Origin of the sequence: Bradyrhizobium sp. SZCCHNR1093 (genome assembly GCF_032381175.1) — a bacterium.
Classification (GTDB): domain Bacteria; phylum Pseudomonadota; class Alphaproteobacteria; order Rhizobiales; family Xanthobacteraceae; genus Bradyrhizobium.
Genome location: NZ_JAUHJJ010000001.1, coordinates 1,026,661 through 1,050,447, shown reverse-complemented (window position 1 = coordinate 1,050,447; position 23,787 = coordinate 1,026,661). Strand labels below are relative to the sequence as shown.

The 23,787-nt window shown below is 64.8% G+C and carries 26 protein-coding genes; 7 read left to right on the top strand and 19 right to left on the bottom strand.

From position 1 onward, the window contains the following. Positions 1-162: 162 nt before the first annotated feature. The 7 genes from QX070_RS04920 to QX070_RS04890 form a co-directional block, all read right to left on the bottom strand. Positions 163-1,233, bottom strand: coding sequence for a branched-chain amino acid ABC transporter permease (locus QX070_RS04920; RefSeq protein ID WP_315735395.1), 1,071 nt, complete (start codon positions 1,231-1,233; stop codon positions 163-165). Beyond that, complete coding sequence (locus QX070_RS04915) at positions 1,230-2,240, bottom strand: branched-chain amino acid ABC transporter permease (protein ID WP_315735392.1); 1,011 nt, start codon at positions 2,238-2,240, stop codon at positions 1,230-1,232. Before QX070_RS04915 ends, QX070_RS04920 begins: the two co-directional genes overlap by 4 nt. Further along, complete coding sequence (locus QX070_RS04910) at positions 2,237-2,959, bottom strand: ABC transporter ATP-binding protein (RefSeq protein ID WP_315735390.1); 723 nt, start codon at positions 2,957-2,959, stop codon at positions 2,237-2,239. Before QX070_RS04910 ends, QX070_RS04915 begins: the two co-directional genes overlap by 4 nt. Further along, positions 2,956-3,720, bottom strand: a complete 765-nt coding sequence (locus QX070_RS04905; protein WP_315735388.1) for an ABC transporter ATP-binding protein — start codon at positions 3,718-3,720, stop codon at positions 2,956-2,958. The genes QX070_RS04910 and QX070_RS04905 overlap by 4 nt, the downstream gene beginning before the upstream one ends. A gap of 66 nt (positions 3,721-3,786) precedes the next feature. Beyond that, positions 3,787-4,980, bottom strand: a complete 1,194-nt coding sequence (locus QX070_RS04900) for a substrate-binding domain-containing protein (RefSeq protein ID WP_315735386.1) — start codon at positions 4,978-4,980, stop codon at positions 3,787-3,789. A gap of 131 nt (positions 4,981-5,111) precedes the next feature. Further along, positions 5,112-6,890, bottom strand: a complete 1,779-nt coding sequence (locus tag QX070_RS04895; RefSeq protein WP_315735384.1) for a putative bifunctional diguanylate cyclase/phosphodiesterase — start codon at positions 6,888-6,890, stop codon at positions 5,112-5,114. 191 nt (positions 6,891-7,081) lie between these two features. Then, positions 7,082-8,050: a sensor histidine kinase gene (locus QX070_RS04890; RefSeq protein ID WP_315735382.1), complete on the bottom strand. Its 969-nt coding sequence runs from the start codon at positions 8,048-8,050 to the stop codon at positions 7,082-7,084. Positions 8,051-8,231: 181 nt separating this feature from the next. Here QX070_RS04890 and QX070_RS04885 point away from each other — a divergent pair, with 181 nt between their 5' ends. Next, positions 8,232-9,074 carry an SDR family oxidoreductase gene (locus QX070_RS04885; protein ID WP_315735379.1) on the top strand — a complete coding sequence of 281 codons (843 nt, stop codon included), beginning with the start codon at positions 8,232-8,234 and terminating at the stop codon, positions 9,072-9,074. 172 nt (positions 9,075-9,246) lie between these two features. On the opposite strand, the gene QX070_RS04880 is transcribed toward QX070_RS04885, so the two are convergent. The 5 genes from QX070_RS04880 to QX070_RS04860 form a co-directional block, all read right to left on the bottom strand. Beyond that, positions 9,247-10,623 (bottom strand): cytochrome P450, encoded by a 1,377-nt coding sequence (locus tag QX070_RS04880; protein WP_315735376.1) that lies wholly within the window; start codon positions 10,621-10,623, stop codon positions 9,247-9,249. A 945-nt stretch (positions 10,624-11,568) separates the two neighbouring features. Further along, a complete protein-coding gene (locus QX070_RS04875) occupies positions 11,569-11,727 on the bottom strand; it encodes a hypothetical protein (RefSeq protein WP_213737209.1) in 159 nt (52 codons plus the stop codon). A gap of 226 nt (positions 11,728-11,953) precedes the next feature. Then, positions 11,954-12,100 carry a hypothetical protein gene (locus QX070_RS04870; protein ID WP_315735374.1) on the bottom strand — a complete coding sequence of 49 codons (147 nt, stop codon included), beginning with the start codon at positions 12,098-12,100 and terminating at the stop codon, positions 11,954-11,956. 144 nt (positions 12,101-12,244) lie between these two features. Next, positions 12,245-13,024, bottom strand: coding sequence for a hypothetical protein (locus tag QX070_RS04865; protein ID WP_315735372.1), 780 nt, complete (start codon positions 13,022-13,024; stop codon positions 12,245-12,247). Between the two features lie 250 nt (positions 13,025-13,274). After that, complete coding sequence (locus tag QX070_RS04860) at positions 13,275-13,586, bottom strand: hypothetical protein (RefSeq protein ID WP_315735370.1); 312 nt, start codon at positions 13,584-13,586, stop codon at positions 13,275-13,277. A gap of 173 nt (positions 13,587-13,759) precedes the next feature. Here QX070_RS04860 and QX070_RS04855 point away from each other — a divergent pair, with 173 nt between their 5' ends. Then, entirely contained in the window at positions 13,760-13,945 is a 186-nt protein-coding gene (locus tag QX070_RS04855; protein WP_315735368.1) for a hypothetical protein, read from the top strand. 211 nt (positions 13,946-14,156) lie between these two features. On the opposite strand, the gene QX070_RS04850 is transcribed toward QX070_RS04855, so the two are convergent. Beyond that, positions 14,157-15,398 carry an LLM class flavin-dependent oxidoreductase gene (locus tag QX070_RS04850; RefSeq protein WP_315735365.1) on the bottom strand — a complete coding sequence of 414 codons (1,242 nt, stop codon included), beginning with the start codon at positions 15,396-15,398 and terminating at the stop codon, positions 14,157-14,159. Positions 15,399-15,840: 442 nt separating this feature from the next. Between QX070_RS04850 and QX070_RS04845 the strand changes: the two genes are divergently transcribed. Further along, positions 15,841-17,313 carry a PHB depolymerase family esterase gene (locus QX070_RS04845; protein ID WP_315735363.1) on the top strand — a complete coding sequence of 491 codons (1,473 nt, stop codon included), beginning with the start codon at positions 15,841-15,843 and terminating at the stop codon, positions 17,311-17,313. 49 nt (positions 17,314-17,362) lie between these two features. Here the strand turns inward: QX070_RS04845 and QX070_RS04840 are convergent, their stop codons facing one another. After that, the gene (locus QX070_RS04840) at positions 17,363-18,031 is read right to left on the bottom strand and encodes an MBL fold metallo-hydrolase (RefSeq protein WP_315735361.1); all 669 of its coding nucleotides are present in this window, start codon (positions 18,029-18,031) and stop codon (positions 17,363-17,365) included. 492 nt (positions 18,032-18,523) lie between these two features. Here QX070_RS04840 and QX070_RS04835 point away from each other — a divergent pair, with 492 nt between their 5' ends. Beyond that, positions 18,524-19,006, top strand: coding sequence for an MmcB family DNA repair protein (locus QX070_RS04835; RefSeq protein WP_315735358.1), 483 nt, complete (start codon positions 18,524-18,526; stop codon positions 19,004-19,006). A 157-nt stretch (positions 19,007-19,163) separates the two neighbouring features. Here QX070_RS04835 and QX070_RS04830 read toward each other — a convergent pair whose 3' ends face one another. The 3 genes from QX070_RS04830 to QX070_RS04820 all read right to left on the bottom strand — a co-directional run bounded on the left by QX070_RS04830 (position 19,164) and on the right by QX070_RS04820 (position 20,029). Further along, entirely contained in the window at positions 19,164-19,424 is a 261-nt protein-coding gene (locus QX070_RS04830) for a DUF1488 domain-containing protein (RefSeq protein ID WP_315735356.1), read from the bottom strand. A gap of 102 nt (positions 19,425-19,526) precedes the next feature. Then, positions 19,527-19,931 (bottom strand): hypothetical protein, encoded by a 405-nt coding sequence (locus QX070_RS04825; protein ID WP_315735354.1) that lies wholly within the window; start codon positions 19,929-19,931, stop codon positions 19,527-19,529. Then, complete coding sequence (locus tag QX070_RS04820; protein WP_315735351.1) at positions 19,892-20,029, bottom strand: hypothetical protein; 138 nt, start codon at positions 20,027-20,029, stop codon at positions 19,892-19,894. Before QX070_RS04820 ends, QX070_RS04825 begins: the two co-directional genes overlap by 40 nt. Before the next feature lie 506 nt (positions 20,030-20,535). On the opposite strand from QX070_RS04820, the gene QX070_RS04815 reads away from it, so the two are divergent. The 3 genes from QX070_RS04815 to QX070_RS04805 all read left to right on the top strand — a co-directional run bounded on the left by QX070_RS04815 (position 20,536) and on the right by QX070_RS04805 (position 21,665). Then, positions 20,536-20,805, top strand: a complete 270-nt coding sequence (locus QX070_RS04815; RefSeq protein WP_315735348.1) for a hypothetical protein — start codon at positions 20,536-20,538, stop codon at positions 20,803-20,805. Continuing rightward, positions 20,798-21,094 (top strand): hypothetical protein, encoded by a 297-nt coding sequence (locus QX070_RS04810; protein WP_315735346.1) that lies wholly within the window; start codon positions 20,798-20,800, stop codon positions 21,092-21,094. The genes QX070_RS04815 and QX070_RS04810 overlap by 8 nt, the downstream gene beginning before the upstream one ends. Positions 21,095-21,299: 205 nt before the next feature. Then, complete coding sequence (locus tag QX070_RS04805) at positions 21,300-21,665, top strand: hypothetical protein (RefSeq protein ID WP_315735343.1); 366 nt, start codon at positions 21,300-21,302, stop codon at positions 21,663-21,665. A 21-nt stretch (positions 21,666-21,686) separates the two neighbouring features. On the opposite strand, the gene QX070_RS04800 is transcribed toward QX070_RS04805, so the two are convergent. Both QX070_RS04800 and QX070_RS04795 read right to left on the bottom strand, forming a co-directional pair. After that, the gene (locus QX070_RS04800; RefSeq protein WP_315715137.1) at positions 21,687-22,241 is read right to left on the bottom strand and encodes an ActR/PrrA/RegA family redox response regulator transcription factor; all 555 of its coding nucleotides are present in this window, start codon (positions 22,239-22,241) and stop codon (positions 21,687-21,689) included. Between the two features lie 174 nt (positions 22,242-22,415). Then, the gene (locus QX070_RS04795; protein ID WP_315735341.1) at positions 22,416-23,771 is read right to left on the bottom strand and encodes an ActS/PrrB/RegB family redox-sensitive histidine kinase; all 1,356 of its coding nucleotides are present in this window, start codon (positions 23,769-23,771) and stop codon (positions 22,416-22,418) included. Positions 23,772-23,787 lie beyond the last annotated feature (16 nt).

Sequence of the window (23,787 nt, the reverse complement as noted above, 5' to 3'; positions counted from 1 at the left end):
CTTGATAACAAGGCACTGGTGCCGGACCGGTTAGGAAATGCGGTTAGCCGTCGCTTAAGGGCGCGTCGAAACTTCGCGGCAAACGATAATTTCCGCATGCGAATACCGTGCGGCCAAAGCTGCGGCGGCGCCGCAGCGCGGAATTTTAAGGGTACTTGCAGCTCAGCGTGTCGCGCCCGGCTTGTTGCGGAGGCGCCCGACGACGCCGGTCGGAAAGAAATAGACGCTGGCGATGAACAGGAGGCCGAGCCACAGCAGCCAGCGATCGGGGTGCAGAAGGCCCGGCAGCAACGGCAGCCCGGCGTCCGCCGCCGCGGTCGAGGCGATGCCCATCAGGGCCTGGAGATAGTTCTGCGCCAGGATGAAGATCGCCGCGCCGATGATCGCGCCATAGATCGTGCCCATGCCGCCGATCACCACCATCAGCAGGATGTCGAGCATGATCGAGAAGGCGAGCGAGGTGTCGGGGCCGGCATAGCGCAGCCACAGCGCGTTCAGCATGCCCGCGCACGCCGCGATGACAGCGGCGATGCAGTTGGCATAGGTGAGATGGAAGACGGTGCGGTAGCCGAGCGCCTCGGCCCGAAAGCGGTTCTCGCGGATCGCCTGCAGCACGCGGCCGAACGGCGAGTTGACGACGCGCAGCAGCGCCAGGATCATCAGTGCGCAGACCGACAGCACCAGGTAATAGGTCAGGATGCGTCCGTTGATCGGGAAGCCGAACCAGTCCTTGCTGATGAACACGGTGCCCGGGCGCAGGAGCTCCGGCAGTTGGAAGCTGCGGCCGTCCTCGCCGCCCGTCAGCCACGACAATTGCGACGCCAGCACCAGGAAGGCCGAGGCGACCGCGAGCGTGATCATGGCAAAGAAGATCGCCTCGACCCGCAGGGAGAACAGGCCGATCGCGAGCGCCAGCAGCAATGCGAGCGGCAGCCCGGCCGCGACGGCGACCGCGACCGCGGTCCAATTGGGGCCGAGGCCATAGAGCGCGATCGCGATCGCATAGGAGCCGATGCCGTAGAACATCGTGTGCGCGAACGACACCGAGCCGGTGTAGCCCAGCAGCAGGTCGTAGGACGCGACCAGCGCGGCGAAGATGCAGATCTTGGCGGCGACGTTGAGCGCCTTGGCGCCAGGAAAGATGAAGGGTGTCGCCAGCAGTGCCAGGATGATGACGGTGAGCAGGATGGACAGCGCGCGGCTGCGCGGTGGGTCGCCGGACAGGATCATCATCGGCTGGTCACCGCATAGAAGCCGCGCGGCCGCCACATCAGCACGGCGACCATCAGCAGGATGTTGGAGACGAGGGCGAGCTTCGGCACCAGGAAGCCGCCATAGTTGGCAACCATCGCGACCAGCATCGCGCCGATGAAGCAGCCGGTGATCGAGCCGAGCCCGCCAATGATCACGACGATGAATACCAGCACGGTGAGCTCGTCGCCGATCGAGGCATGCACCTGCTCGCGATACAGCCCCCACATCACGCCGCCGACGCCGGCCAGCGCCGAGCCGGTCATGAACACGCCGAGGAACAGCCGGCGGATGCGATAGCCGAGCGCCTCGACCATCTCGCGGTTCTCGACGCCGGCGCGGATCAACAGGCCGATCTTGGTCCGGTTCAGCACCAGCTCGATGGCGACGAAGATCGCGAAGCCGACGAGCATGGCCAGCAACCGGTATTTCGAGATCGCGACGTCACCGATGATGAAGGATCCACGCAACGCCGTGGGCAGCGGCATGGGAATGATCTGCGGGCCGAACAACGCATACAGGGTCTGCTCGGCAACGATGAGGCCGCCGGTGGTCATCAGGATCTGCTTGAGGTGCTGGCCGTAGACCGGCAGCACCAGCACGCGCTCGACGACCAGGCCGAGCGCGCCGGTCACGCCCATCGACAGCAGCGCAGCCGGGACGAGGACGGCGAGATTGGTCAGCAGCGAGTCGGACTGGGCCCAGCCCGCCAATGGCAGCAGCACCAGGGTCGCAACGTAGGCGCCGACGGCGATGAAGGCACCGTGGCCGAAATTGAGCACGTCCATCAGGCCGAATACGAGCGTCAGGCCCGAGGCCATGATGAAGATCATCATGCCCATCGCGAGGCTCGCAACCGTCAGGGTAACCCAGGAGCTCGCTGACCCGACCAGCGGGATCATCAGGAGCGCCAGCACGACCGGCAGCAGCAGCGGCGCGATGTCGCGCTTCGGCTTGGGCAGCGCATCGGTTGCCGCGATCTCGCTCATTGATGCGCCTCCAGGCTGAGGCCGAGCAGGCGCTCCTGCAGCGGCACGTCGGCCGCGAGCGCGGCCATCTCGCCGCGATGGACGATGGTGCCGTTGTCCATCACCAGCACCTGGTCGCCGAGCTCGCGCGCGGCGTGAAAATTCTGCTCGACCAGCAGGATCGTGGCGCCACGGCGCTTGATCTCCTTGAGGCATTCGATCAGCGATACCACGATCGCCGGCGCCAGGCCCTTGGTCGGCTCGTCGATCAGCAGCAGCTTGCGCGGCTCGACGATCGCGCGCGCGATCGACAGCATCTGCTTCTGGCCGCCGGACAGGCTGCCGGCGCGGGACAACCAGAACTTCTTCAGGGCTGGAAAGAAGCCGAAGATCCAGGCGAGCTGGGCATCGTCGAGCGGACCGTTGCGCGCCGCCAGCACCAGGTTCTCCTTGACCGTCAGGTCGGAGAACACCGCCATGCTCTCGGGCACGTAGCCGACGCCGCGCTGTGCGATGTCGGGCGTCGCGAGCTTTTCGATCGCTTCGCCCGCGAGCGTGATGGTGCCGGTCTTCGCCTGCCACAGCCCCATGATGGTGCGCAAGGTCGTGGTCTTGCCGGCGCCGTTGCGGCCAAGCAGCATCGTGGTCTGGCCCTCGGGCACCTCGAAGTCGACGCCCTGCAGGATGTGATAGTGTCCGATATAGGTCTCGACGCCCGCAAGCTTCAGTAGCGTGCTCATGCCGCGCTCCGCGGCGCGACGCCGAGATAGGCTTCCTGCACGACGGGCGAGGCGATGACCTCCGCCGGCTCGCCGTCGGCGACCAGCTGGCCGTTATGCAGCACGATGATGCGGTCGGCGAGCGAGCGCACGACGTCCATCTTGTGCTCGACCAGCAGGATGATCCTGCTCTTGTCCTGCTTGAGCCTGCCGATCAGGTCGAGCACGACCGGCACCTCGTCGATGCTCATGCCGGCGGTCGGCTCGTCGAACATGAAAACCTTCGGCTCCAGCGCCATCATCAGCGCGACCTCGAGCTTGCGCTGGTCGCCATGCGACAGCGTCGTCGCGGTGACGCTGCGGCGGCCGCCGAGCGCGACCTGGTCGAGGATCGCGTCCGCGCGCGCAATCAGGTCGCGCCGCGCCATCCAGGGGCGGAGCAGGTCATAGTGCACGCCGCTCTGCGCCTGCACGGCGAGCCGCACGTTCTCCTCGACGCTAAGATTGGGAAACAGGTTGGTGAGCTGGAACGCACGTCCCAGCCCGGCGCGCGTGCGCAGCGGAGCCGAGAGAGTGGTGATGTCTTTGCCATCGAACAGGATGGAGCCGGAGGACGCACGCAGCTGCCCGGAGATCAGGTTGAAATAGGTCGTCTTGCCGGCGCCATTGGGCCCGACGATCGCGGTCAGCTCACCCGGGCGGAAAGTGCAGCTGACGCTGTTGACCGCCACATGGCCGCCGAAGCGGATGGTGAGATCGCGGGTTTCGAGGGTGAGGGCCATTTCGTCAGCTGTATGACTTCCAAAGTGGACGTGCCCGGCGCGAGGGCCGGGCACGGATGTCAGCGTCTAACGCTTGTTGCGGATCGGGACGGTCATCTCGTCGATCTTAATCTCGCGCACCGGCTCGTTGACGGCCCAGGCGAGGTTCGGATCGACCTTGACGCGGAAGTGATACATGCTTTGCAGCGCCTGGTGATCCTCTTTCCGGAAGATCATCTTGCCCTTCGGCGTATCGAACTCCATGCCTTCCATCGCCGCAATCAGCTTCTCGGTATCGGTCGACTTGGCCTTGGTCACGGCGGTGACGACCGCCATCGCCGCGGAGAAGCCGCCCGCGGTGAAGAAGTCCGGCGGTGCGTTGAAGCGCTTCTGGTGCTCTGCCACCAGCCAGTCGTTCACGGGGTTCTTGGGAATGTCATAATAATAGTAGGTGGCGCCTTCCATGCCGGGCAGCCGCTTGTAGGCGGCAAGCGCCGGCAGGATGTTGCCGCCGGTCGACAGCTCGATGCCGTAGCGCTTGGGATCCATGTCCTGCAGCTTGGTGAGCGGATCGCCGGCGCCGGCCCAGATCACCCAGATGATCTTCTTGCCGGGCTTGTCCTTCAGCGCGTCGAACAGGCGCTGGCCGACGGCGGTGAAGTCGGTGGTGCTGGTCGGCACATATTCCTCGGCGCCCAGCGTCGCGCCGGTCTTGGCCAGCGCCTCCTTGAAGGCGGCGACGCCGTCGCGTCCGAAGGCATAGTCCTGCGCCAGCGTGGCGACGGTGACGCCCGGCTTGCCGATCGCGACCGCGTTGGAGATTGCGTCCTGCGAGGAGTTGCGGCCGGTGCGGAAGATGTAGCGGTTCCACTTCTCGCCGGTGATCTGGTCGGCCACCGCCGGCTCGACGATCAGGATCTTCTTGTTCTCCTCGGCGACCGGCAGGTCCGCGAGCGCCGCCGCGGAGGAGGTCGTGCCGATCGCGATGTCGGCGCCGTCGTCCTGATAGGCTTCGGAGAGCGCGGCCTTCGACAAATCGGGCTTGCCCTGGTCGTCCTTGGTGATGATGACGATCTTGCGACCGTCGATCACGTTGGTGCCCTTGGTGGCATATTCGAAGCCGAGGCGAAGACCGGCCTCGGTCTGCTTGGCATAGGCCTCGAGCGGGCCGGTCTTGCCGTAGATGAGAGCGATTTTCAGATCGTCGGCCTGGGCGGCGGTGGCCAGCAGGGCCGCAGTCAGTGATGAAACAATGGCTTTGAGTATATATGACGTCTTCACGAGCCTTCCTCCCAGCTACCGGCGGCTGTTGTCTGCAACTGATAGTGTGCAGGCTCGGCCTGGGTCAAGGCGCTTTCGGCGGCACCCCGTGACGGCTCATTCCTCGGGCCGAGGGCTATTCCTCCTAAAACTCAGCGCCGATAGCGGCTGCTGCGCGCATAGGCCTGGCGATTTTCCTGCACAGGGCGACTGGCGAGACTGATGCGCGCTTCGCTTGCAAGCGGGGCCGCAGGCTTGAGCTCCTCGAGGAAGATCGGACGCGAGAAGTAGTAGCCCTGCGCATAGCGGATCTTGGTCGCGGCCTGCAGATAGGCGAGCTCCTCGAACGACTCGATGCCCTCCGCGATCACGGTCATGCCGAGCGCTTCGCTCAGGGATTCGATCGCACGCAGGATGCCCTGGCTGCGCGGCCGCTTATGAATGTCGGTGATGAAGGAACGGTCGATCTTGATCTCGTCCGCCGTGATGTCGGCGAGCGCCGACAGCGACGAATAGCCGATGCCGAAATCGTCGATCGAGATGCCGACGCCGATCCCGCGCAGCAGCGGCACGATCTCGTCCTGGAAATGGCTGCGGGTCACGAACGCGTCCTCGGTGACCTCGATCATGAACCGCTTGGGAAAGCCAGTTGCTGCAATCGCCCGGGCGAAGGGCTGCATGAATTCCGGATTCGACGCCTGTTTTGCCGCGACGTTGATGCTGATCGTCGCCTCGGGTCCAAACGCGTCGTTGATCAGATCGATCGACTTGACGATCTCGGCCAGCACGAGATGGGCGAGCTCGTCGATCAGGCCGAGCTCGACGGCGAGATTGATGAAGGAGCCGGGAGCCTGGATCACGCCTTCATTGTCGCGCAGGCGCACCAGCGCCTCGATGCCCTTGATCTCCTCGGTGCGGATGTCGACCTTGGCCTGGAACGCGCAGCAGAAGCGCTTTTCGAGGATCGCGAGCCGCAGCGACTGCTCGACCTTCATGCGCGCCAGCGCCTCGTGCTCCATTGCGCTCGAGAAGAAGGCCAGTGCGCCCTTGCCGCCGTTCTTGACGCGATACATCGCGAGATCGGCGTTCTGGCGCAGCACGTCGTAGCTCGCGCCGTGCTCGGGAAACAGGCTGACGCCAACGGACGCCGAGGCGAATACCTCGGCGCCGTCGATGAAGAAGGGCGCGTTCAGGCGGTTCACCATGTCCTGGAGGAATTCGGCGACCTCCTCGGCGCGCTCGATCGGATGCAGCAGCAGCAGGAACTCGTCGCCGCTGATACGCGACAGCAGGTCCGACTCGCGCAGGTCGCGGCTGATACGCTTGGCGAGCTCGACCAGCAGCGCATCGCCGGTGGCGTGGCCGTAATAGTCGTTGATGTATTTGAAATTATCGAGATCGAGAAAGGCGAGCGCGAAGCGTCCGTCGACCCGGCCGCGCCGGACCAGATGGTCGGCGCGATGCTCGACCACGCGGCGCATCGGCAGGCCGGTCAGCTCGTCGTAATAGGCGGCCCGAAACAGCTGGTCCTCGAACTCCTTCTGCTCGCTGATGTCGGCCGAGCTGGAGATGAGGACGACCTGGCCACCGATGCGGACCGGTCGATGCGCGGTCAGCAGGGTCTGCGCGCCGCGCTCGCCTGCCACTTTTTCCTCGCCGATCACCGTTCGCCCCCGGCCGAGGATCTCGCGGCAGGCGGTGCGCCGGTTATGGAGATGCGGCGCCGAGAGGCCGTCGATGCTGTTGGCGGCGGCGCCGAGCTGAACGGCGGCCGTATCGTTGACCAGCAGAAAGCGACCGTGCTCGTCCTGGACCGTGACGCCCGACGGCAGCTGGCTGAGGACGCTGCGCAGGAAGCGCAGCTCGGCCTCGGTCGAGCCCAGCCCCTCGTTCGGCCCGGGGGAAAAGTTGAATCGGTCGCTGCTGTACATGCGCCGATTGTGCAAAGTTCCCGCTTCATTTTAGTTAAGCGCTACGTAGAAACACGGAACGCGCGAGCCAAGTATTGGAAATGACGGAGCTTTGTGCCGCGGCGTCATTAACCGTTCGTGAATCGGAGCAGCGACGCGGCCGCACGCATGCGGCGAAAGTCGTAGGCAGCAATGGCCGCCCGGCGGCCGGTTCAGTTCGGTGGCACGCGACACTGCAAGGTGCAGTGAAGGCCGGATTCGAGAAACCTGGTCTCGGTCCTGCCATCGAACGACGACAGCACGGACTTCAGCAATTTGCTCCCGAAACCGGGCTTGCCGATCGGACCGATCGGCGGACCCCCGGCCTCGTCCCAGGTCAGATCGAGGCGGTCCTCCTGCATCGTCCACGACACCTGAAGGAAGCCGCGCGGCGAAGCAAAGGCACCGTACTTGCCGGCATTGGTCGCAAGCTCGTGAAAGATCAAAGCGAGGCTGACGGCGAGCTTGGCAGGCAGGAACAGCGGCGGGCCGTTGAGCTCGAAGCGGACATGGCCATATGGCCCGAGCTCCGAGACCAGCAGATCCTTCAGGTCGCAGCCCTGTCCGTCGGCGCGCGCGATCAGGTCGTCGGCGGTCGCGAGCGCGCGGATGCGCTGGTCGATGCGGCTCCACACCTGCGGCTGGTCGTACAGCACCTGATGCAGCACGGCGTGAATGGTCGAGGTCTTGTTCTTGAGCCGGTGATGCAGTTCGTCGACCAGGAGCTTGCGATACTGCTCCTCCTGGGCGAGGCGCCGGGCGATCTCGCGCTGTTTGCCGGCCAGGCGCCGGTAGTGATCGACGCCCCAGATCACCAGCATCGCCACGACCATATACATCGCCATCAGCGCGAGCCGGGCGCCATCGGCCGGACCGCCGCCAAAATCGAGCGTCAGGCCGAGCGCTGCGCCAGCGATCGCCGTTGCCAGGCCGACGCCCGATCCGCCCATCGCGGTGGCGAAGAAGACGGCCGCCATGTAGGGCGTGAAGAACACGTCGGGCCGCAGATGCGCCATGCCGTAGCGGATCGCCGTGGCTGCGAGCAGGCACATCGCTGCAAACATGCAGCTCCATGTCAGGGAAGGCTGCTGCTCGCCGCGCCAGATCCGCTTGATGTCGTCGATGAGTCGCGTCATGGACATCCATGAGCCTCAACTGCGCAACCAAATTAAGGCCGCCGTGGCGGTAATTTGTCCGGTTGATGGAAGCCGCCTTGCGTGTGTTGCAGGTTGGCGCGCACGATGATGGTTCCGCGGCGGAACTCAGGCGCTTATTATTCCGTCGCCAAGAATGAGCACGCAGCAACAACGGAAGGAGCAGGGAATGGGACGGTTGGAGGGCAAGGTCGCCGTGATCACGGGCGCGACCAGCGGGATCGGGCTGCGGACGGCGGAGATCTTCGTGGCGGAGGGGGCGAAGGTCGTCGTTGCAGGCCGGCGCAGCGCCGAGGGCGAAGCGCTGGCGCGTCGGCTCGGAGCGGACTGCGTCTTCCGGCAGACCGACGTCACCGTCGGCGAGCAGATGCGGGCATTGATCGATGGCGCGGCCGAGCGCTTCGGCCGGCTCGATTGCGTGTTCAACAATGCCGGCGGCCCGGCGCAGACCGGCGGCATCGAAGGGCTCGATGCCGATCGCTTCGACCAGGCCATGGCGGTGCTGGTGCGCAGCGTCATGCTCGGCATGAAATACGCCGCGCCCCACATGAAGCGGCAAGGCGCCGGCAGCATCATCAACAACGGCTCGATCGCCGGCCGGCTCGCGGGCTATTCGACCTCGGTGGTCTACAGCACGGCGAAGGCGGCCGTGATCCATCTGACGAAATGCGTGGCGATGGAGCTCGGCGAGTCCGGCGTGCGCGTCAACTCGATCTCGCCCGGACTGATCGCCACCGGAATCTTCGGCAAGGCGCTCGGTCTGTCGACCGAGGCCGCCGAGAAGACGCCGGAGACGATCCGCAACGCCTATGCCGCGGCGCAGCCGATTCCGCGTGCTGGCCTGCCCGACGACATCGCCTACGCGGCGCTGTTTCTCGCCAGCGACGAATCCGGCTTCATCAACGGCCATGATCTCGTCATCGACGGCGCCATCACCGGCGGCCGCAACTGGAGCCAGCAGCAGCAGGGCTATCAGGCGATGCGCAAGCTGCTGGGGGATGCGGTGGAGTAGGGGACGGCGAAGTATACATTTCGTCATGCCGGACATCCACGTCTCTCATCCGCGAGTTGCAGCAGGATGGATGGCCGGGTCAAGCCCGGCCATGACGAGGAGGAAGACGAGGAGGAAAGCGTCCGCAACAAACCAAGATCCTTGGCGCCCTTGCTGTATCAATGCGCGCCGGTCACACCACCTTCAGCATCACCTTCAGCCCGTCGCGCGGCTTCGGGATCGGCCAGACCTGCCAGCTCGGCTGATAGCCGGGGGCGAAGGAGACCTCGATGTTGGCGAGGAAGTGCCGGGCAAAGCACTTTACCTGCATGTAGGCGAAGTGCAGGCCGAGGCACATGTGGGCGCCGCCGCCGAACGGCACCCAGGCGAAGCGGTGGCGGCCGCGCTGGGCCTCGTCGGTGAAGCGCATCGGATCGAAGCGCTCGGGCTCGGGCCAGATCTCTGGCATGTGATGCGTGAACATCGGATTGATGCCGACGCCGGTGCCGGCGGGAATCGCATAGCCCTTGAAGGTGAAGTCCCGGACCGGGCGGCGCGGCAATGACGGCACCGGCGGCATCAGCCGCAAGGTCTCCTGGAACGCCATCTCGGTGAGCTTCATCTTCTCCAGATGCTCCGAGCTCATCGGATCGCCCTCTGCAAGGCCGAGGCTCGCGACCTCGTCGCGCAGCTTCTGCTGCCACTCTGGATGCGCGGCGAGCTGGGCGACGAACGAAGTGATCGACGAGGTCAGCGTGTCGTGCGCGGCCATCATCAGGAAGCTCATGTGATCGACGATGTCCTGCGTCGACAGCAGCGCGCCGCGGTCGTCGGTGGCGCGGCACAGATGCGAGAACAGGTCCTCGCCGTCGCCGCGCGCGCGGCGCAGCGGAATCTGCTCGGAGAAATAGGCGACGATGCGCTGGCGGCCCTTGACGCCGCGCGCCATCTGCGTGCCCGGCAGCGGCCGGCGGATCGGCGCCACCGCGGCCGCGACCATGTCGACGAAGGCGCGGTTGATCGCATCGACCTCGGGCCCGATCTCGCTCCCCAGGAAGGACGTCGCCGCGAGATCCAGCGTCAGCTGCTTGATCGCGGGATAGAACAGCATCTCGCCGGGATTTGCCTTCCACTGCGCGACGCGTGCGGCGATGCCGCGGTCGAGGCCGGCGAGATAGGACTTCATCGGCCCGGCCTTGAAGGCGACCGACAGCGCCTTACGGTGCATGCGATGCTCCTCGAAATCGAGCAGCATCAGGCCGCGCGGAAACAGCAGATTGAGGATGTGGCCCCAGCCATGCGCCGACGAGAACAGCTTGGCCTGGTCGAACAGCACGAGCTCATTGGCTTCGGGGCCGAGCAGCACGACGTTGACGTCGCCGAACATGTGGGTGCGGTAGACGGGGCCATACTTCCTGGCGTTGCGCTCGACGTGACCCTTGGGGTCGGCGAGCGTCTCGAATGTCTTGCCGATGATCGGCCAGCCTTCGTCGCCGGGGATATGGGTGAGTGAATTGCGCCGTGGCGGGGTCAGCCTGATCGCATCAGAGACCACATGCTGCATCGACATCGCGGGGCTTCCTCTCGTCTGATGGCGGTGTCTCGGATCTGACTTCGTTTCGGTCAGTGGCACAGTGGCAGACACCGTGGCCTGCATTGTCGGGCGGTTGCGGCCCTGATGCAATACGCTCCGGTGTCTCATGATCCGCCAGTTGTGCTGCGTCGCACGCGGCTGCGATCTCGCGGCGCGTTGATGCGTCCGAGGGATGGAATATTCCGCCCTCCTGCAGACAGAGGGCACGGGGAATGCCGGGCGCTGGCCGCACCCATGGCCCGCCTGCAGAAAAAAATGCAGGCGGCAGGTACCATAGGTTCAGCCGAGGCATCCCGGCATTCCCCGCGCGATGGTTTGAACGGCTGCTTCGCGTGCTCCCCGGTGCGCCGGGCTTGTTGGTCACCGTTGCCTGCGCGACGCGTGAGCGCCACCGCAAGCGTAACACCAGCATCGGGGTGCCAGGACCACGCGACTTGACCGTGCGCATCGCCGTCGTTCGTCCGCGCGGCATCAACCACGCTGCGACATCGACACGCCCACCGCATCCCGCCTCAACGTTCGTGACGACCGCGAAGCGCCCCTCTTATCGAGACGGGACGGTGGGAGAGAAGCATGAATTCTGATAAAGAGAAACAGGATTATTTTTGCGCGCAGGACTGGACAGGGGTGATGTGATTGAGGTGGTTCGCGAAATGAGTTTTTCGGCGCGCACCGTCTCGCGGCGATCGACCTGTGATCGGCAGGCCGGCGCGGTGGTGTTTCTTTTCTCAAGATGTTTTGCTGGAAGCGATTTGCCCGTCGGGCCCGACGGTCGCCATCAGCTTCCTGCTGTTGTCGCCGGTGGGCGACGCCGCGATATCGGCGATCGATCGCAGCAGGATCAGCGGATCATGTCTCGCTGCGAGGAGGTCCCGCCACCGCCGGAAGCTGCCACGCGTTCCGACGCGGGCGTCAGGATCATCAGCCGCCCGATTTGTTGATTTTCTTCACCTTGGCGTCGGTTGCCTCGATCGAGGCCGCCAGCTCCAGGATCGCCTTTGCCAGGAGGTCGGCGGCCTCCTTGGGGTCCTGCGACCGTTCGGCGCGCAGCGCGTAGTTCTTGGCTGAGGAGAGTGACATTGGCGATCTTTCCCACGGAAAAGCCCGCCGGGTCGAGACGGCGGGCTGCCTGACGCGTCCTACGCGCGAGCGGTCCCTTGCAAGGCCATGCTCGATTCGCAGTGAGCATGGCAGGCCCGGGTTAAGAAAATCCTCGTGGCGCCCAATCGCCGATGGCCGCCAGGTCGCCACCGACGGCTCGAGGTGTGGAGATCCACTGCTACCAAACGCTGGCGATCAGTCGACCTCAGAACTTGTAGGCGATGCCGACCGTTGCGGTGTGGGTGCGTGTCGTGACATGCGCGGTGAAGCGGTCGTCGAAGCCGACGCCGCCGGTGGTGAAGAAGGGCTGCGTCCAGGTGCCGAAATCGGCGGAGCGATAGTCGGCACGCACGATCCAGTTTCCGCCGACCACAACGGCGCAGCCATCCGCGGCTGCGCTTCGAGGGGCAGGTCGGCTGCCAGCGCCGATCCCGAGTGCCGCGCCTTGTGGACCACGGACGCGGATCATGCTTTCGCGCACGCGCTAGTAGGTCGATTAAAAGAAGATCTTCCAAACGTAGTTCAAGGCATCGCCAAAATGTGCCTTGGCAAAGTCGATTAGAGCCGCCCTCGCCGCCGCAATTGTCCCCTCTTTGATCGTTCCCGCAAACCGCTTGCCGAGCATCCCAAGCCGCTCAAGGGCGATCTTCACGTAGCCAGCGCTGACAATTCGGGATCGCAGCTTGTTGAGCGTCCCTTGGAGGCCTTCCAGAGCAAAGTCGCGTTCTTGGGAGTGCGTGGCGCTATATCCGTTATCAGAACGGACTTCTTCGATAACATTTTCAAGTGATGAGATCGCCTTCTTCGCTGTCGGGTCGTCTTCCTCTAATTGAATGGGCGCCCACTCGCCGTCCGGATTCTCAAAATCCAGGACCTTTATGTCCAAGTTGACGAAATGGTTTTCGAGAGAGATTAGCGCAGGTACAAGCCAATCATTGCTCCGTCCGGCTGCTTCGTAGGTGGAGAACGGAAGATCTTCGTCCTGGATGAGAGTATTCCATACGTCATCGAATTCGGGACTTGACGAAAAAATCGCGGGTCCGAATGGGTCGCGCTTAATCTTGATCATTTCACGTTTAACCAGCCATGCCACCGCACGGTCCCAGATCATCCAACGCTCGATGAGGCTTCCTCCTTCGGGGTTCGGATCATCTAAATCCGGATACCGGCCCTTTATTTTAAACTCCGGAAGAGGAGTGCTCGCTTCGTGCAATGCCACTGCAATCGCCAGGGCATAGTAAATTGGCGCTCGGGCCACGAACTCCGCCTTGTCCATTTCTTTTCCCTCAACCTAAACGACGTATACATTTGTGTTATAAATCGGCAAGAGTATTGGATGATTGCGCGGCTATGTCGGTGACGCGCTAGGACGTATGACGCCAAATATCGCGATAGCGGAGCGCTTAAGCTAGCGGCTATGAGTGCGGATGAGGGCGGTGTGTCATCCCTTTCCGCGGCTGCGAAGCTGTCGCCCAACTGTCGTCCAGACCGGAAGGATCCGCGCGGCCTGCTTGAGGTGCCGGTTTTCAAAGCGCGACGCCATAACGATAGGCGAGCTTGGCCCGGCCCTTTATCCGCATGCCTCGCCGCGAGACCTCGAGAGCGATTTGGTCGCGGTCGATTCGGGTCATCAGGACGCCGCAGCAGTCATAATGCGCAATTCCAATGTCGCGGCCTGTTTCGACGTGCAATTCCATGCGGGCCGGGTCTGGGCCGAAATTGCGCACGATCGCGTCGTCGCCATAAAAGCGCTTGATCGTGTCCTTGATGAAAATGACTTCATCAGCAGACAAGGGAGCGGGCGGCTGCGGAGGGCACTGGGGTTTGGCAGCGGGCATGGCGCTCAAAGTAGCGCCCGGGCAGTTTGGAGCCAAGCCTCGCCTGCCCCATGGTTTGACTGTTCTCACCGTCATCGGCGAGCGCAGGACCGCTCGCTTCAGGACTAGCCGCGCCTCAGAACTTGTAGCCGACGCCGACCGTCGCCGTATTCGTTCGCGTCGTCACATGCGCGGTGAAGCGGTCGTCGAAGCCGACACCGACGCCGCCGGCGACGAAGAATGTCCGCCTCGCCACCGTGCTCGGCCTCGTCGTCTACCCGCAATTCCAGAAGCCGGCCGACCTGCCGGCCCTGCGCGAGACGCTGAAGCAGATAGCGACCATCGCCGACTGCGAGAAGCTCGTTGCGGCGGTGAGGTAGTCACGCGCTCGACCGTTCGAGTTGCGCCTTGTCGCCATATTAGAGTCCAACCATTAAGGTCGTCATGGCCGGACTTGTCCCGGCGATCCACGTCGTTCGAGATGGTGGATGGACGTGGATGCCAGGGTCAAGCCCAGGCATGACGAGCAACTAATTAGCGGCATCGAATGCCGCGATATTGCGCGTGCCACGGAGCGGCTTCGCCCCACGCTCACCCTCGCTGTTTCGCCGCCGCCTCCTGCAGATCCGGGGCATTCACGGCCGGAATCGCGATCCGTCCTGGCCCCGTCTGCGACAGCGCGGCGGCGGCCTTGTCGTTGTCCATGATCTTGGCCATCACGGCCTGGCCGGCGCGGTCGAAGATGGCGCGGTTCTCGATGACGAATTTCTGCGAGCGGCGCAGGCCGTCGATGTAGCCGTTGATCTCCGGCACGACGTAGCGCGCGACCATGTCCCAGCTGCGCCGCGAAGCTTCCGGGTTGGCCCAGTCGTGCACGAAGCCGATGATGTGGCCGACGCCGCCCGACACCTGCATCAGGTTCTTGATCGTCTTGACGAGATCGTCCGGCGTGCCGATCGTCGACGCCGCGCCCTCGACGAAGGCGGTCTTGTCGACGGCCTCGTCCGGCGATGAGAAGGCCTTCAGGCCGGGCCGCATCAGGGTGCCGACGGTGTACTCGTTGTGCCAGCGCATCAGTCCCGCGCCGGCCTCGCGCCGTGCCTGCTCGCGCGTCTCGGCGATGTGCCAGGACAGCAGCACGCGCCAGTTCGCGCGGCTCACGGTCGTGCCGTGCTTCTTCGCCGCGTCCTCGGCAAACTCCCATTGCTGCGGCAGCGCCATCAGCCCCTGCGTCGACATCGAGCCGAGCGAGATGATGCCGATGCCGTATTTGCCGGCCAACGTCATGCCGGACGGCGAGATCTGCGAGGCCACGACGAACGGCATCTCCTCCTGCAACGGCAGGATCTGCAAGGCCGCATCGTTCATCGTGAACCAGTCGCTCTTGGCGGTGACGCGCTCGCCGTTGAACAGGCGGCGGATGATGGCGATCGCCTCGTCCTGACGGTCGCGCTGCGTCATCGGATCGATGCCCAGCGTGTGGGCATCGGAGGCGAGCGCGCCGGGGCCCGAGCCGAAGATGGCGCGGCCGCCGGTCATGTGATCGAGCTGCACCATCCGCTGCGCGACGTTGTAGGGATGATGGTAGGGCAGCGAGATCACGCCGGTGCCGAGCCTGATGCGCTTGGTGCGCTCGCCAGCGGCGGCGAGAAACATCTCGGGGGAAGCGATCATCTCCCAGCCGCTGGAATGATGCTCGCCGCACCAGAACTCATCGTAGCCGAGCTCGTCGAGCTGCGCGACCAGATCGAGGTCGCGGCGGAATTGCAGCATCGGATGCTCGCCGATCGGATGATGCGGAGCGAGGAACGCTCCGAATTTGAGCCGCGCCATGCGTTTTCTCCCAAGCGGAATTCGTTGTTGCTTGCCGATCAGGCTAGTTGGCGCATCGGTGTCAGGCAATCACCTTGGCCCGTATGCCGATCGGTGCATGGCTGCCATTTGTTTGTTTACTGATCGCCGATCGGTACGGCACACTTCACGTTGACATGGTCGATTCGCGATGTGGCTCGAATGATGATTTCCAAATCGCGGTCGTCGGCCTTTGCGGTTGCGGAGTCTGTCGCGTTCACGCCAACGGCGATATTCGTGGTGCTCGGTTCGCATTTCGGTGATTGCTGCGTGAAGCGCCGCGTCGGCGTGGCATTTAGATCGCAGCAAGACCGAAATTCGCAATCAAATTGCTGACGTCCGGGATGGTGTGGGCTTTTTCTTTTGCACTGCAGCAACCATCTGGGTGATGGTGGATTGTCTACCCGCTGCCGTGAATACGCGAATGCCTAAGGAGCTGCCGTTGTCTCTCGCCGAAAATGTTGAGTATTTGCGACGGCTGCGCGAGCTGAACAGTATTACCGGATTTGCCGATTTTCATCGTCAGCCGCGTCGCGCTCCAGAGAATCCCCTGATCGAGATCGAGCATTTCGGCACCAACCCTGGGCGCCTGAAGATGTTCGCCTATGTGCCGGCGCAGCGTCAGCCGCTGGCGCCGCTGGTCGTCGTGCTGCATGGCTGCGGGCAGGGCGCCGCCGACTACGATCTCGGCGCCGGCTGGTCGACGCTCGCCAAGCATTTCGGCTTCGCGCTGCTGTTGCCGGAGCAGCAGCGGGTCAACAATCCGCAGCGCTGCTTCAACTGGTTTCAGTCCGAGGACATCACGCGTGATCAGGGCGAGGTCGCCTCGATCCGCCAGATGATTGCGCGCATGGTGGCGGATTGTGCCATCGATCCCAGGCGCATCTACGTCACCGGCCTGTCGGCGGGCGGCGCGATGACCATGGCGCTGCTCTCGGCGCATCCCGAATTGTTCGCTGCCGGCGCCGTCATCGCCGGGCTGCCGTTCGGCACCGCGCGCAGCATGCGCGACGCGATCCTGCAGATGCGGATGCCGCCGGCGCGCCCCGCAGGCGAGCTCGGCGATCTCGTTCGTCGTGCCTCGAACCACCGCGGCAAGTGGCCGAAGCTGTCGGTGTGGCATGGCACAGCGGACTACACCGTGCATCCGGACAATGCCGGCGAGATCGTCAAGCAGTGGCTGGATCTGCACCATCTGCCGCTGGCGCCGATGGCCGCGGCCGAGGTGAACGGCTATCCGCATGAGCAATGGTGGAATGCCGACGGCGAGACCGTGGTGGAATCGTTCACGATCTCCAACATGGCGCATGGCACGCCGATCGGGATCGCGGCCAACGACAAGCGCTATGGCAAGGCCGGGCCGTTCCTGCTCGAGGCCGGCATCTCCTCGTCCTATCACATCGCGAAATTCTTCGGCGTCACCGATTGGATTCGTCCGCTCAAGGCGGCCACGACGTCGCCGAGCACGAAGCTGATCCCGCAGGTGTCGCCGATCTCGGCGGTGCCGGCCTTCACCAAGATCTTGCGACGCGCGGCGGACGCCCCGCCCGCTGCGGAACCGGTCGACGTCAAGCCAGCCGAGATCAAAGTGGTCGAGCCCAGAATGTCGCCGACCGGCATGCTGCTCTCTGCACCGGCATCCGCTGCGGTCCCGCAGTCAAAGGTCGAGCCCGAGTCGCCGGCATCCGAGTCGCGGAAAGCGGCCAAGCCCAAGGCGGACCAGAGGCCGGAGTCCAAGCCCGTGGCCGTCTCCAAGCCCGCGGAGCCGAAACGGCTGGAGTCGGCGACCGGCGACTCCTCGATCAACGGCAGTGGCGCGGCCGCCAGGCCGCGGCGCCGGACCATCGACGTCGCCGCCGTGATCGACCGCGCCCTGCAAGCGGCCGGCCTGAAGTAGACGGCCACAACCGCAGCCGTTCAGAGCTCGCTCGCGAGGGACGCGCGGGTCAGACGTCGCCGGTCAGGAATGGGTTGGTCATGCGCTCCTGGCCGAAGCTCGATCCGGCGCCATGGCCGCAGATGAAGCCGACGTCGTCGCCGAGCGGCAGCAGCTTGTCCTTGATCGATCTGATCAGCGTCTCATGGCTGCCGCCGGGCAAATCGGTGCGGCCGACCGAGCCGTTGAACAGCACATCGCCGACCTGGGCGAAGCGCATCTCCTTGTTGAAGAACACGACGCTGCCGGGCGAATGCCCCGGGCAATGCAGGATGTCGAAGACGAGCTCGCCGATCTCGACGCGGTCGCCCTCCTCGAGCCAGCGATCCGGTGTGAAATCGCGCACGCCTGTGATGCCGAAGCGTGCGCCGCTGGCGACGACGTTGTCGAGCAGGAACTTGTCGGCGACATGCGGGCCTTCGATCGGCACCTTCAGCGCGTCGCGCAGATCGGCCGCGCCGCCGACGTGATCGATATGGCCGTGCGTCAGCCAGATCTTCTCCACGGTGACCTTTGCCTGCGCGATCGCGGCCTGGATGTTGGGCACGTCGCCGCCGGGATCGATCACGATCGCCTTCCGGGTCGCCTCGCACCACAGGATGGTGCAGTTCTGCTCGAACGGCGTGACGGGCACGATCATCGCGCCGGCCTTCGCCTTGGTCTGGTCTCGCTCGCTCATGGCGCCAGCATGCCGATTTTTCGCAGTGCGCCAAGCAAAAAACACCGCGGTGCGGCGGCCTGACACTTCACCGGCATCGTCCATCGCCTACCACTCTCTTGACGCTCGATGTCGATGCGATCTGGCTGTCGCCGATCTTCACTTCGTCGGCCGCAAAGTACGGCTGACGGCCTGACGGCCGCCGCGACCACGATCAACACGCCGATGCCGGTCGGGATCGACGAGGCGACATTGTTGGCGTCTCTGAGGACGGAGATGTCCGACCCAAGGTGGCGCGTGCACGTGCAGGCGTTTTTCGCCGAGGTCGATGTCTCCGTGATCCATAGTCTTGTCGTCGGCCATGTCGTCACGTTCGCAGAGCTACGACGTCGACCTGGATTCGAGCGCCGCCCTGCGGGCGGCCGTCTGTTAAGCGGAAGGCTGGCGTCAGGTTCCGGTTCCCCGGTGATTAGCGTGCTTGGGCGACGCCCGGAATCGGCTATGCTGTGGCGCATGGAATCGTCAGCCGCCAGGATCAGCCTCGTTCCCATCGACCGCCGCCAATCCGAGACGGCGCTGGCGATCGCGCGCGGCACCTCGCGCTTGCTGCGCTCGCTCGGCTTTGCCACCATCAGCGAGCTGCCGCTGCCGTCGGGACGTCGCGCCGACCTGGTGGCGCTGAACGAGCGCGGCGAGATCTGGATCGTCGAGATCAAGTCGTCGGTCGAGGATCTGCGCGCGGATCACAAATGGGAGGACTACCGTGCCCATTGCGACCGGCTGTTCTTCGCCTTCACGCAGGATCTGCCGTGCGAGATCTTTCCGCAGGACACCGGCCTGATCGTGGCCGATGCCTATGGCGCCCACCTGCATTGCGAGGCGCCAGAGCACAGATTGCCGGCGCCGACGCGCAAGCTCATGACGGTGCGCTTCGGGCTCGCGGCGGCGCAGCGGATCAACCGGCTGATCGACCCGCAGGGCCACGCGGACCTCTAGAGAATCCTCAAATGCGGTCCACTGGACGGGGGTTCCCCGCCTAGGTAGGTGACAGAGGCTCCGTCAGGTCACGAGTCTCAAGATGAGAGACATCAGCATCGCTGAGAGCCGATCCGCATCACCACCAGCCTGGCCGATCGATCGCCAGGCATCGCCGTCAAAAATTGGCAGCGACGAGATCGTAGGATCCCCGGCTGCCGCGGACATAGACCCTGGCGGCGGCGGCGCAGATCCGCTCGCGGTTGGAATCGAACGCGGTCAGAAAGCCCGACTCGTCCGGACGGGTGTCGGGTTGAAGGCGTCTCAACGCGCCCTCGTCGACGAAGAACGACGCTTCCATCGCGCTGTCATAGCCCCAGAACCGTACGGCACGTCGCGTGCGGTCATAGGAGCGGCTGTGATTTGGAAACTCAATCATGTGTGTGTCCGATCAGGTTCGGAGGACGCCGCCGATAGGGCGGACGTCATCCAAGGGGCGTCGTTCGGCGGTGGTCGCCGGCGACAAAGGTTTGCGCGCATCTCAATCGAAAGCCGACGGCAACTCGCCGTGGCGGAAGAGGACCGTCGGCTCATCGTCATAGTCACCCATGTCGGGATCGCCCGAGGATGAGAAGGCGACGACGCCTGCCTTGCTCGACACCAGTCGTTCCGCAGTCCGGAGCGCGCTCGCTTCCGTCTTGCAGGCGATCGGCGTCTCGGCTTTCGCGCGTCCGCCCCGGCCGGCGCTGAACGCCTGAACGAAATAGATCGTTTCGCGCGCCATGTTCTGTCCTTTGGGCTGTCGAGTACGGTCGGCCGCGTCGCCGCATTGCGCGCGGCGTTGATTGCGCGCGGCCCTGCGGCCTTGCGGGAGAACCATCCAGACTGATGAGGACCGGAAATCTCCTAGCGCTTCTTCTTGTCGCTGGAAAAATCCGGCTGCCATGCTCCGGTCTTCTGGCTCGGCGCTGCGGCAATGCTCTTGGGCTTTTCCTTCTTGGGCTTCTTGGCTTCGCGATTGCCTTTTTGCTGACCTTTGGCCATGTCGATCTCCTCTCGGCTCGGGTTGGAGCTGGTTCAACGCATCGAAGGCGCCGCGTCGATCCTGCGTGCGCGGCGTCACTGCCTATCGGCCGGGTGGCCGTCGTCCACCGGCTGCCGACGGGGCGCACGGTGGTCTGATCTACGAATGCAGCGCGGCAGTTGCGAGCGCGAGAAGGATCAGCAGAAGCGGCACAATGATGGGTGGAACGATCCACTCGCTCAGACGAAACTGCGGCATTGGCTGTCCCTCGCGTGTTTGCGGCGGGAGCGCTCGTGACCCTCAGTCACCGATGAATGCCGTCGGAATGGCGGTGATCGCCATTGATACACCCTGGCTCCTGCAATAGCGAGCACCAAAGCGCAGCGACACGGTCCGATGACGCCCGGCCGCTCGTCACGTCGTGCTGATGAGAAAGCGGTGGCTATTGCCGGCCGTAAGGCGCATGCTCCGAAGAGCTCGAAGTTGCGACAAGCGACAGCGAGGCTGTCGCGAAAGGTAGGCGCAGATGAGCATCCGCTCGCGGCGCGAATTCGTCACCTTCAAACATCCGTTCCGGATCAGAAGCATCGAGCGTCTCTTGCCCGAGGGCACCTACGAGGTGGTCACGGACGAGGAGCTGATCGAAGGATTGTCCTTTGCTGCCTACCGTCGGGTTGCGACGATGATGATGCTGCCCGCCGCCGGCTCGCGCTCTGCGGCCGTCGAGATGGTGTCCGTCAGCTCGGTCGATCTTGCAGACGCGCAGCGTGTCGACGCGAGTGCGTCGGATGACTGACGAACCGCTCGATCTCGACAGACACCGCGGGATGAGCGCGCAGAAGGCCGTGGACCTGCGTCGCGCTCTGGCCGAGGCCGAAAGTCACGCGCGGGACCTGCGCGAGCGGCAGGCTGTTCTCGAGCAGCACTTGCTCGCCAACGCGGCTGCGTCGTGGCCGGAAGCCGCCGCGAAGGCGCGCTATCTCCTGAACATGTATGCCGCGAGCCTTGCGGAACAGGATACCAGGCACCGGGAGCTGATCGCCGCCGTCCTGGCCGACTTCTCCCGGCTGACGGGGGAGAGCTGACGCGAGCCGGGGCATCGGGGCGCCGCCCGGCCTTGGATCCCCCGCCCGATCCAAGACTGTTGCTGGCGCAACAACATTCGCTTGTCCCGCCCTCCCGGCAATTTCCCCTCTCTGCCCGATAAATGCCCCGCATGGGGCGCAACATCTCGGAACATTTTTAAGGCTCGAGCGGTATCCAGCCGAGGGGTGCGAACAGGGACGACAGATGCGACGGGTGCTCTTGGCGTTGACACTGCTCTACGCGACCGGAGTTCGCGCGGAGGAGATGGCGTTCTACGTCCTGGGCGTGGGCGCCGATTCCTGCGAGCGCTTCATCACCGCCGCCGAGGAGCAGCCGCCCGGCACCTACAAGGCGATCGGCAATGCCGACGGCCCCTACGTCAACGCCATCTCAAAGTATCAGCAGTGGATGATGGGCTACGTCTCCGCCATCAATGCGGACCGCGGCGACGAGGGCCGGCAGATCAAGCTCGATCTGACCGAGGTCGACAGCTGGATGCGCAATTGGTGCAGCCGCAATCCGCGGCGCACCGTCTTCCATGCGCTGCAGGCATTCGTGAAGTCGCACTGAGTGCGGACGAGCCGCAAAAGCCTACTTCGGCGCGCGCTTGGCGAGGATGCGCTGCAGGGTGCGGCGGTGCATGTTGAGCCGGCGGGCCGTTTCCGAGACGTTGCGGTTGCACATCTCATAGATGCGCTGGATGTGCTCCCAGCGGACACGGTCGGCCGACATCGGATTCTGCGGCAGCTCGGACTTTTCGCTGGTGGTCGACAGCAGCGCTGCAACGACGTCGTCGGCATCCGCCGGCTTGGCGAGATAGTCGACGGCGCCCATCTTCACCGCCGTCACGGCGGTGGCGATGTTGCCGTATCCGGTCAGCACGATGGCGCGGGCCTCGGGGCGCTTGCGCTTCAGCGCCGACACCACGTCGAGGCCGTTGCCGTCGCCCAGCCGGAGGTCGACCACGGCGAAGGCCGGCGCTGCCTTGCCGATCTGTGAAATACCTTCGGCGACGCTTTCGCAGGAGGTGACCGTGAAGCCGCGGGTCTCCATGGCGCGCGACAGGCGCTCCAGGAACGGCTTGTCGTCCTCCACGATGAGGAGAGAGCGGTCCGGGTGGTTCGTCAGTTCGGCGATGGCGCCCACGGTCATATCCTTGAGAAGAAGGCTCGATGGTTGCGAGACGTCTGGTCCATCCTCATATGGTCTGCCGACCGGCCGCTGCCAAGATCGCGGGTTGCCGCAGTCTGCGGCGTGACGCCGCGCGGGGCGGGTGTGCTGTATGCCAGGACCACGCCGGCGGCGGCTGCCGCCGAGGCTTCATTCCGGCTCCGCCTCGCCATCGTCGTCCTCGCTGGCCTCGAAGCGCCGTCGCGGCCACACGATCTGGACCACGGCGCCATGGTCGGGGAAGGTGCGATTGCTGAACGAGACCTTGGCCCCGGTCCGCTCCAGCAGGGTGCGGGCGATGAACACGCCGAGCCCGAGGCCGCCGCCCTGGTTACCTCCCGGGCCGTCCTCGGCGCTGGGCCGTCGCGACAGATAGGGCTCGCCGATCCGCTTCAGGATATCAGGTGCAAAGCCGGGGCCGTCGTCGGACACCACGATCTCGACCGTCTCATTGTTCCACCAGGCGTTCACCTCGACGGCGTTGCGCGCGAAGTCGACGGCATTCTCCAGGATGTTGCCGACGCCATAGAGGATCGCCGGGTTGCGCGAGCCGACCGGCTCCTTGGCCGCGGCCACGGCGACGCGCACCTTGATGTCGACGCCGAAGTCGCGATGCGGGGCCACCGTCTCCTCGATCAAGGTCGACAGCTTCATCCGGTCGTACATCGACCCGATCGAGGACAGCTGGGTGATCTTGCCGAGAATGTCGCGGCAGCGCTGCGCCTGCTCGCGCAGGGTCTTGATGTCGGAGGTGACCTGGCTGTTGTCCTGCAAGGCGCGCTCCAACTCGCGCGAGATCAGCACGATGGTCGCGAGCGGGGTGCCGAGCTCGTGCGCGGCGGCCGCCGCGAGACCGTCGAGCTGGGTGAGGTGCTGCTCGCGCGCCAGCACCAGCTCGGTCGCCGCCAGCGCGTCCGACAGCTTGCGCGCCTCCTCGGTCACCTGGAACGCATAGAGGCTGGTGACGCCGATCGCGAGCGCGATCGAGAGCCAGACGCCGAACAGATAGATCGGCGGGAAGATCAGCGGCTCCTCGCCTTCCCACGGCAGCGGCAGGTGCATGAAGAACAAGGCGGTTGCGCAGGCCACGGCGAGCAGGCCGAGCATGATCGTCAGGCGGACGGGGAGGGCGGTCGCCGAGATCAGCACCGGCGCCAGGAACATGTAGGAGAACGGATTCTCCAGCCCGCCCGTGAGATAGAGCAGCACCGTCAGCTCGACGATGTTGAGCGCGAGCAGGCCTCCGGCGTGGGCCGGCTCCAACAACTGCATCGGGTTGAAGGCGATCTGCAGGCCGAGATTGAGCAGCGCCGAGATGCTGATCACCGCGAGACAGGGCACCACCGGCAGGTCGAACTCCAGCCCCTGCACCACGATGAAGATCGCGCTCAACTGACCGAGCGCCGCCAGCCAGCGCAGCCGCAGGATGGTGTCGAGCCGGACGCGCTGTCGCGGATGGCGATAGTCGGTGTCGGGCGTGTCGATGATCAGGGCGTCGTCGGTCATGACGGGAACCTAATGC

Excerpts from the sequence above, each read along its gene's own strand:
- QX070_RS04920 (WP_315735395.1), bottom strand. The coding sequence starts at position 1,233 with ATGATGATCCTGTCCGGCGACCCACCGCGCAGCCGCGCGCTGTCCATC.
- QX070_RS04915 (WP_315735392.1), bottom strand. The coding sequence starts at position 2,240 with ATGAGCGAGATCGCGGCAACCGATGCGCTGCCCAAGCCGAAGCGCGAC.
- QX070_RS04910 (WP_315735390.1), bottom strand. The coding sequence starts at position 2,959 with ATGAGCACGCTACTGAAGCTTGCGGGCGTCGAGACCTATATCGGACAC.
- QX070_RS04905 (WP_315735388.1), bottom strand. The coding sequence starts at position 3,720 with ATGGCCCTCACCCTCGAAACCCGCGATCTCACCATCCGCTTCGGCGGC.
- QX070_RS04895 (WP_315735384.1), bottom strand. The coding sequence starts at position 6,890 with ATGTACAGCAGCGACCGATTCAACTTTTCCCCCGGGCCGAACGAGGGG.
- QX070_RS04890 (WP_315735382.1), bottom strand. The coding sequence starts at position 8,050 with ATGTCCATGACGCGACTCATCGACGACATCAAGCGGATCTGGCGCGGC.
- QX070_RS04885 (WP_315735379.1), top strand. The coding sequence starts at position 8,232 with ATGGGACGGTTGGAGGGCAAGGTCGCCGTGATCACGGGCGCGACCAGC.
- QX070_RS04880 (WP_315735376.1), bottom strand. The coding sequence starts at position 10,623 with ATGTCGATGCAGCATGTGGTCTCTGATGCGATCAGGCTGACCCCGCCA.
- QX070_RS04875 (WP_213737209.1), bottom strand. The coding sequence starts at position 11,727 with ATGTCACTCTCCTCAGCCAAGAACTACGCGCTGCGCGCCGAACGGTCG.
- QX070_RS04865 (WP_315735372.1), bottom strand. The coding sequence starts at position 13,024 with ATGGACAAGGCGGAGTTCGTGGCCCGAGCGCCAATTTACTATGCCCTG.
- QX070_RS04860 (WP_315735370.1), bottom strand. The coding sequence starts at position 13,586 with ATGCCCGCTGCCAAACCCCAGTGCCCTCCGCAGCCGCCCGCTCCCTTG.
- QX070_RS04850 (WP_315735365.1), bottom strand. The coding sequence starts at position 15,398 with ATGGCGCGGCTCAAATTCGGAGCGTTCCTCGCTCCGCATCATCCGATC.
- QX070_RS04845 (WP_315735363.1), top strand. The coding sequence starts at position 15,841 with ATGCCTAAGGAGCTGCCGTTGTCTCTCGCCGAAAATGTTGAGTATTTG.
- QX070_RS04840 (WP_315735361.1), bottom strand. The coding sequence starts at position 18,031 with ATGAGCGAGCGAGACCAGACCAAGGCGAAGGCCGGCGCGATGATCGTG.
- QX070_RS04835 (WP_315735358.1), top strand. The coding sequence starts at position 18,524 with ATGGAATCGTCAGCCGCCAGGATCAGCCTCGTTCCCATCGACCGCCGC.
- QX070_RS04830 (WP_315735356.1), bottom strand. The coding sequence starts at position 19,424 with ATGATTGAGTTTCCAAATCACAGCCGCTCCTATGACCGCACGCGACGT.
- QX070_RS04825 (WP_315735354.1), bottom strand. The coding sequence starts at position 19,931 with ATGGCAGCCGGATTTTTCCAGCGACAAGAAGAAGCGCTAGGAGATTTC.
- QX070_RS04820 (WP_315735351.1), bottom strand. The coding sequence starts at position 20,029 with ATGGCCAAAGGTCAGCAAAAAGGCAATCGCGAAGCCAAGAAGCCCAAG.
- QX070_RS04815 (WP_315735348.1), top strand. The coding sequence starts at position 20,536 with ATGAGCATCCGCTCGCGGCGCGAATTCGTCACCTTCAAACATCCGTTC.
- QX070_RS04810 (WP_315735346.1), top strand. The coding sequence starts at position 20,798 with ATGACTGACGAACCGCTCGATCTCGACAGACACCGCGGGATGAGCGCG.
- QX070_RS04805 (WP_315735343.1), top strand. The coding sequence starts at position 21,300 with ATGCGACGGGTGCTCTTGGCGTTGACACTGCTCTACGCGACCGGAGTT.
- QX070_RS04795 (WP_315735341.1), bottom strand. The coding sequence starts at position 23,771 with ATGACCGACGACGCCCTGATCATCGACACGCCCGACACCGACTATCGC.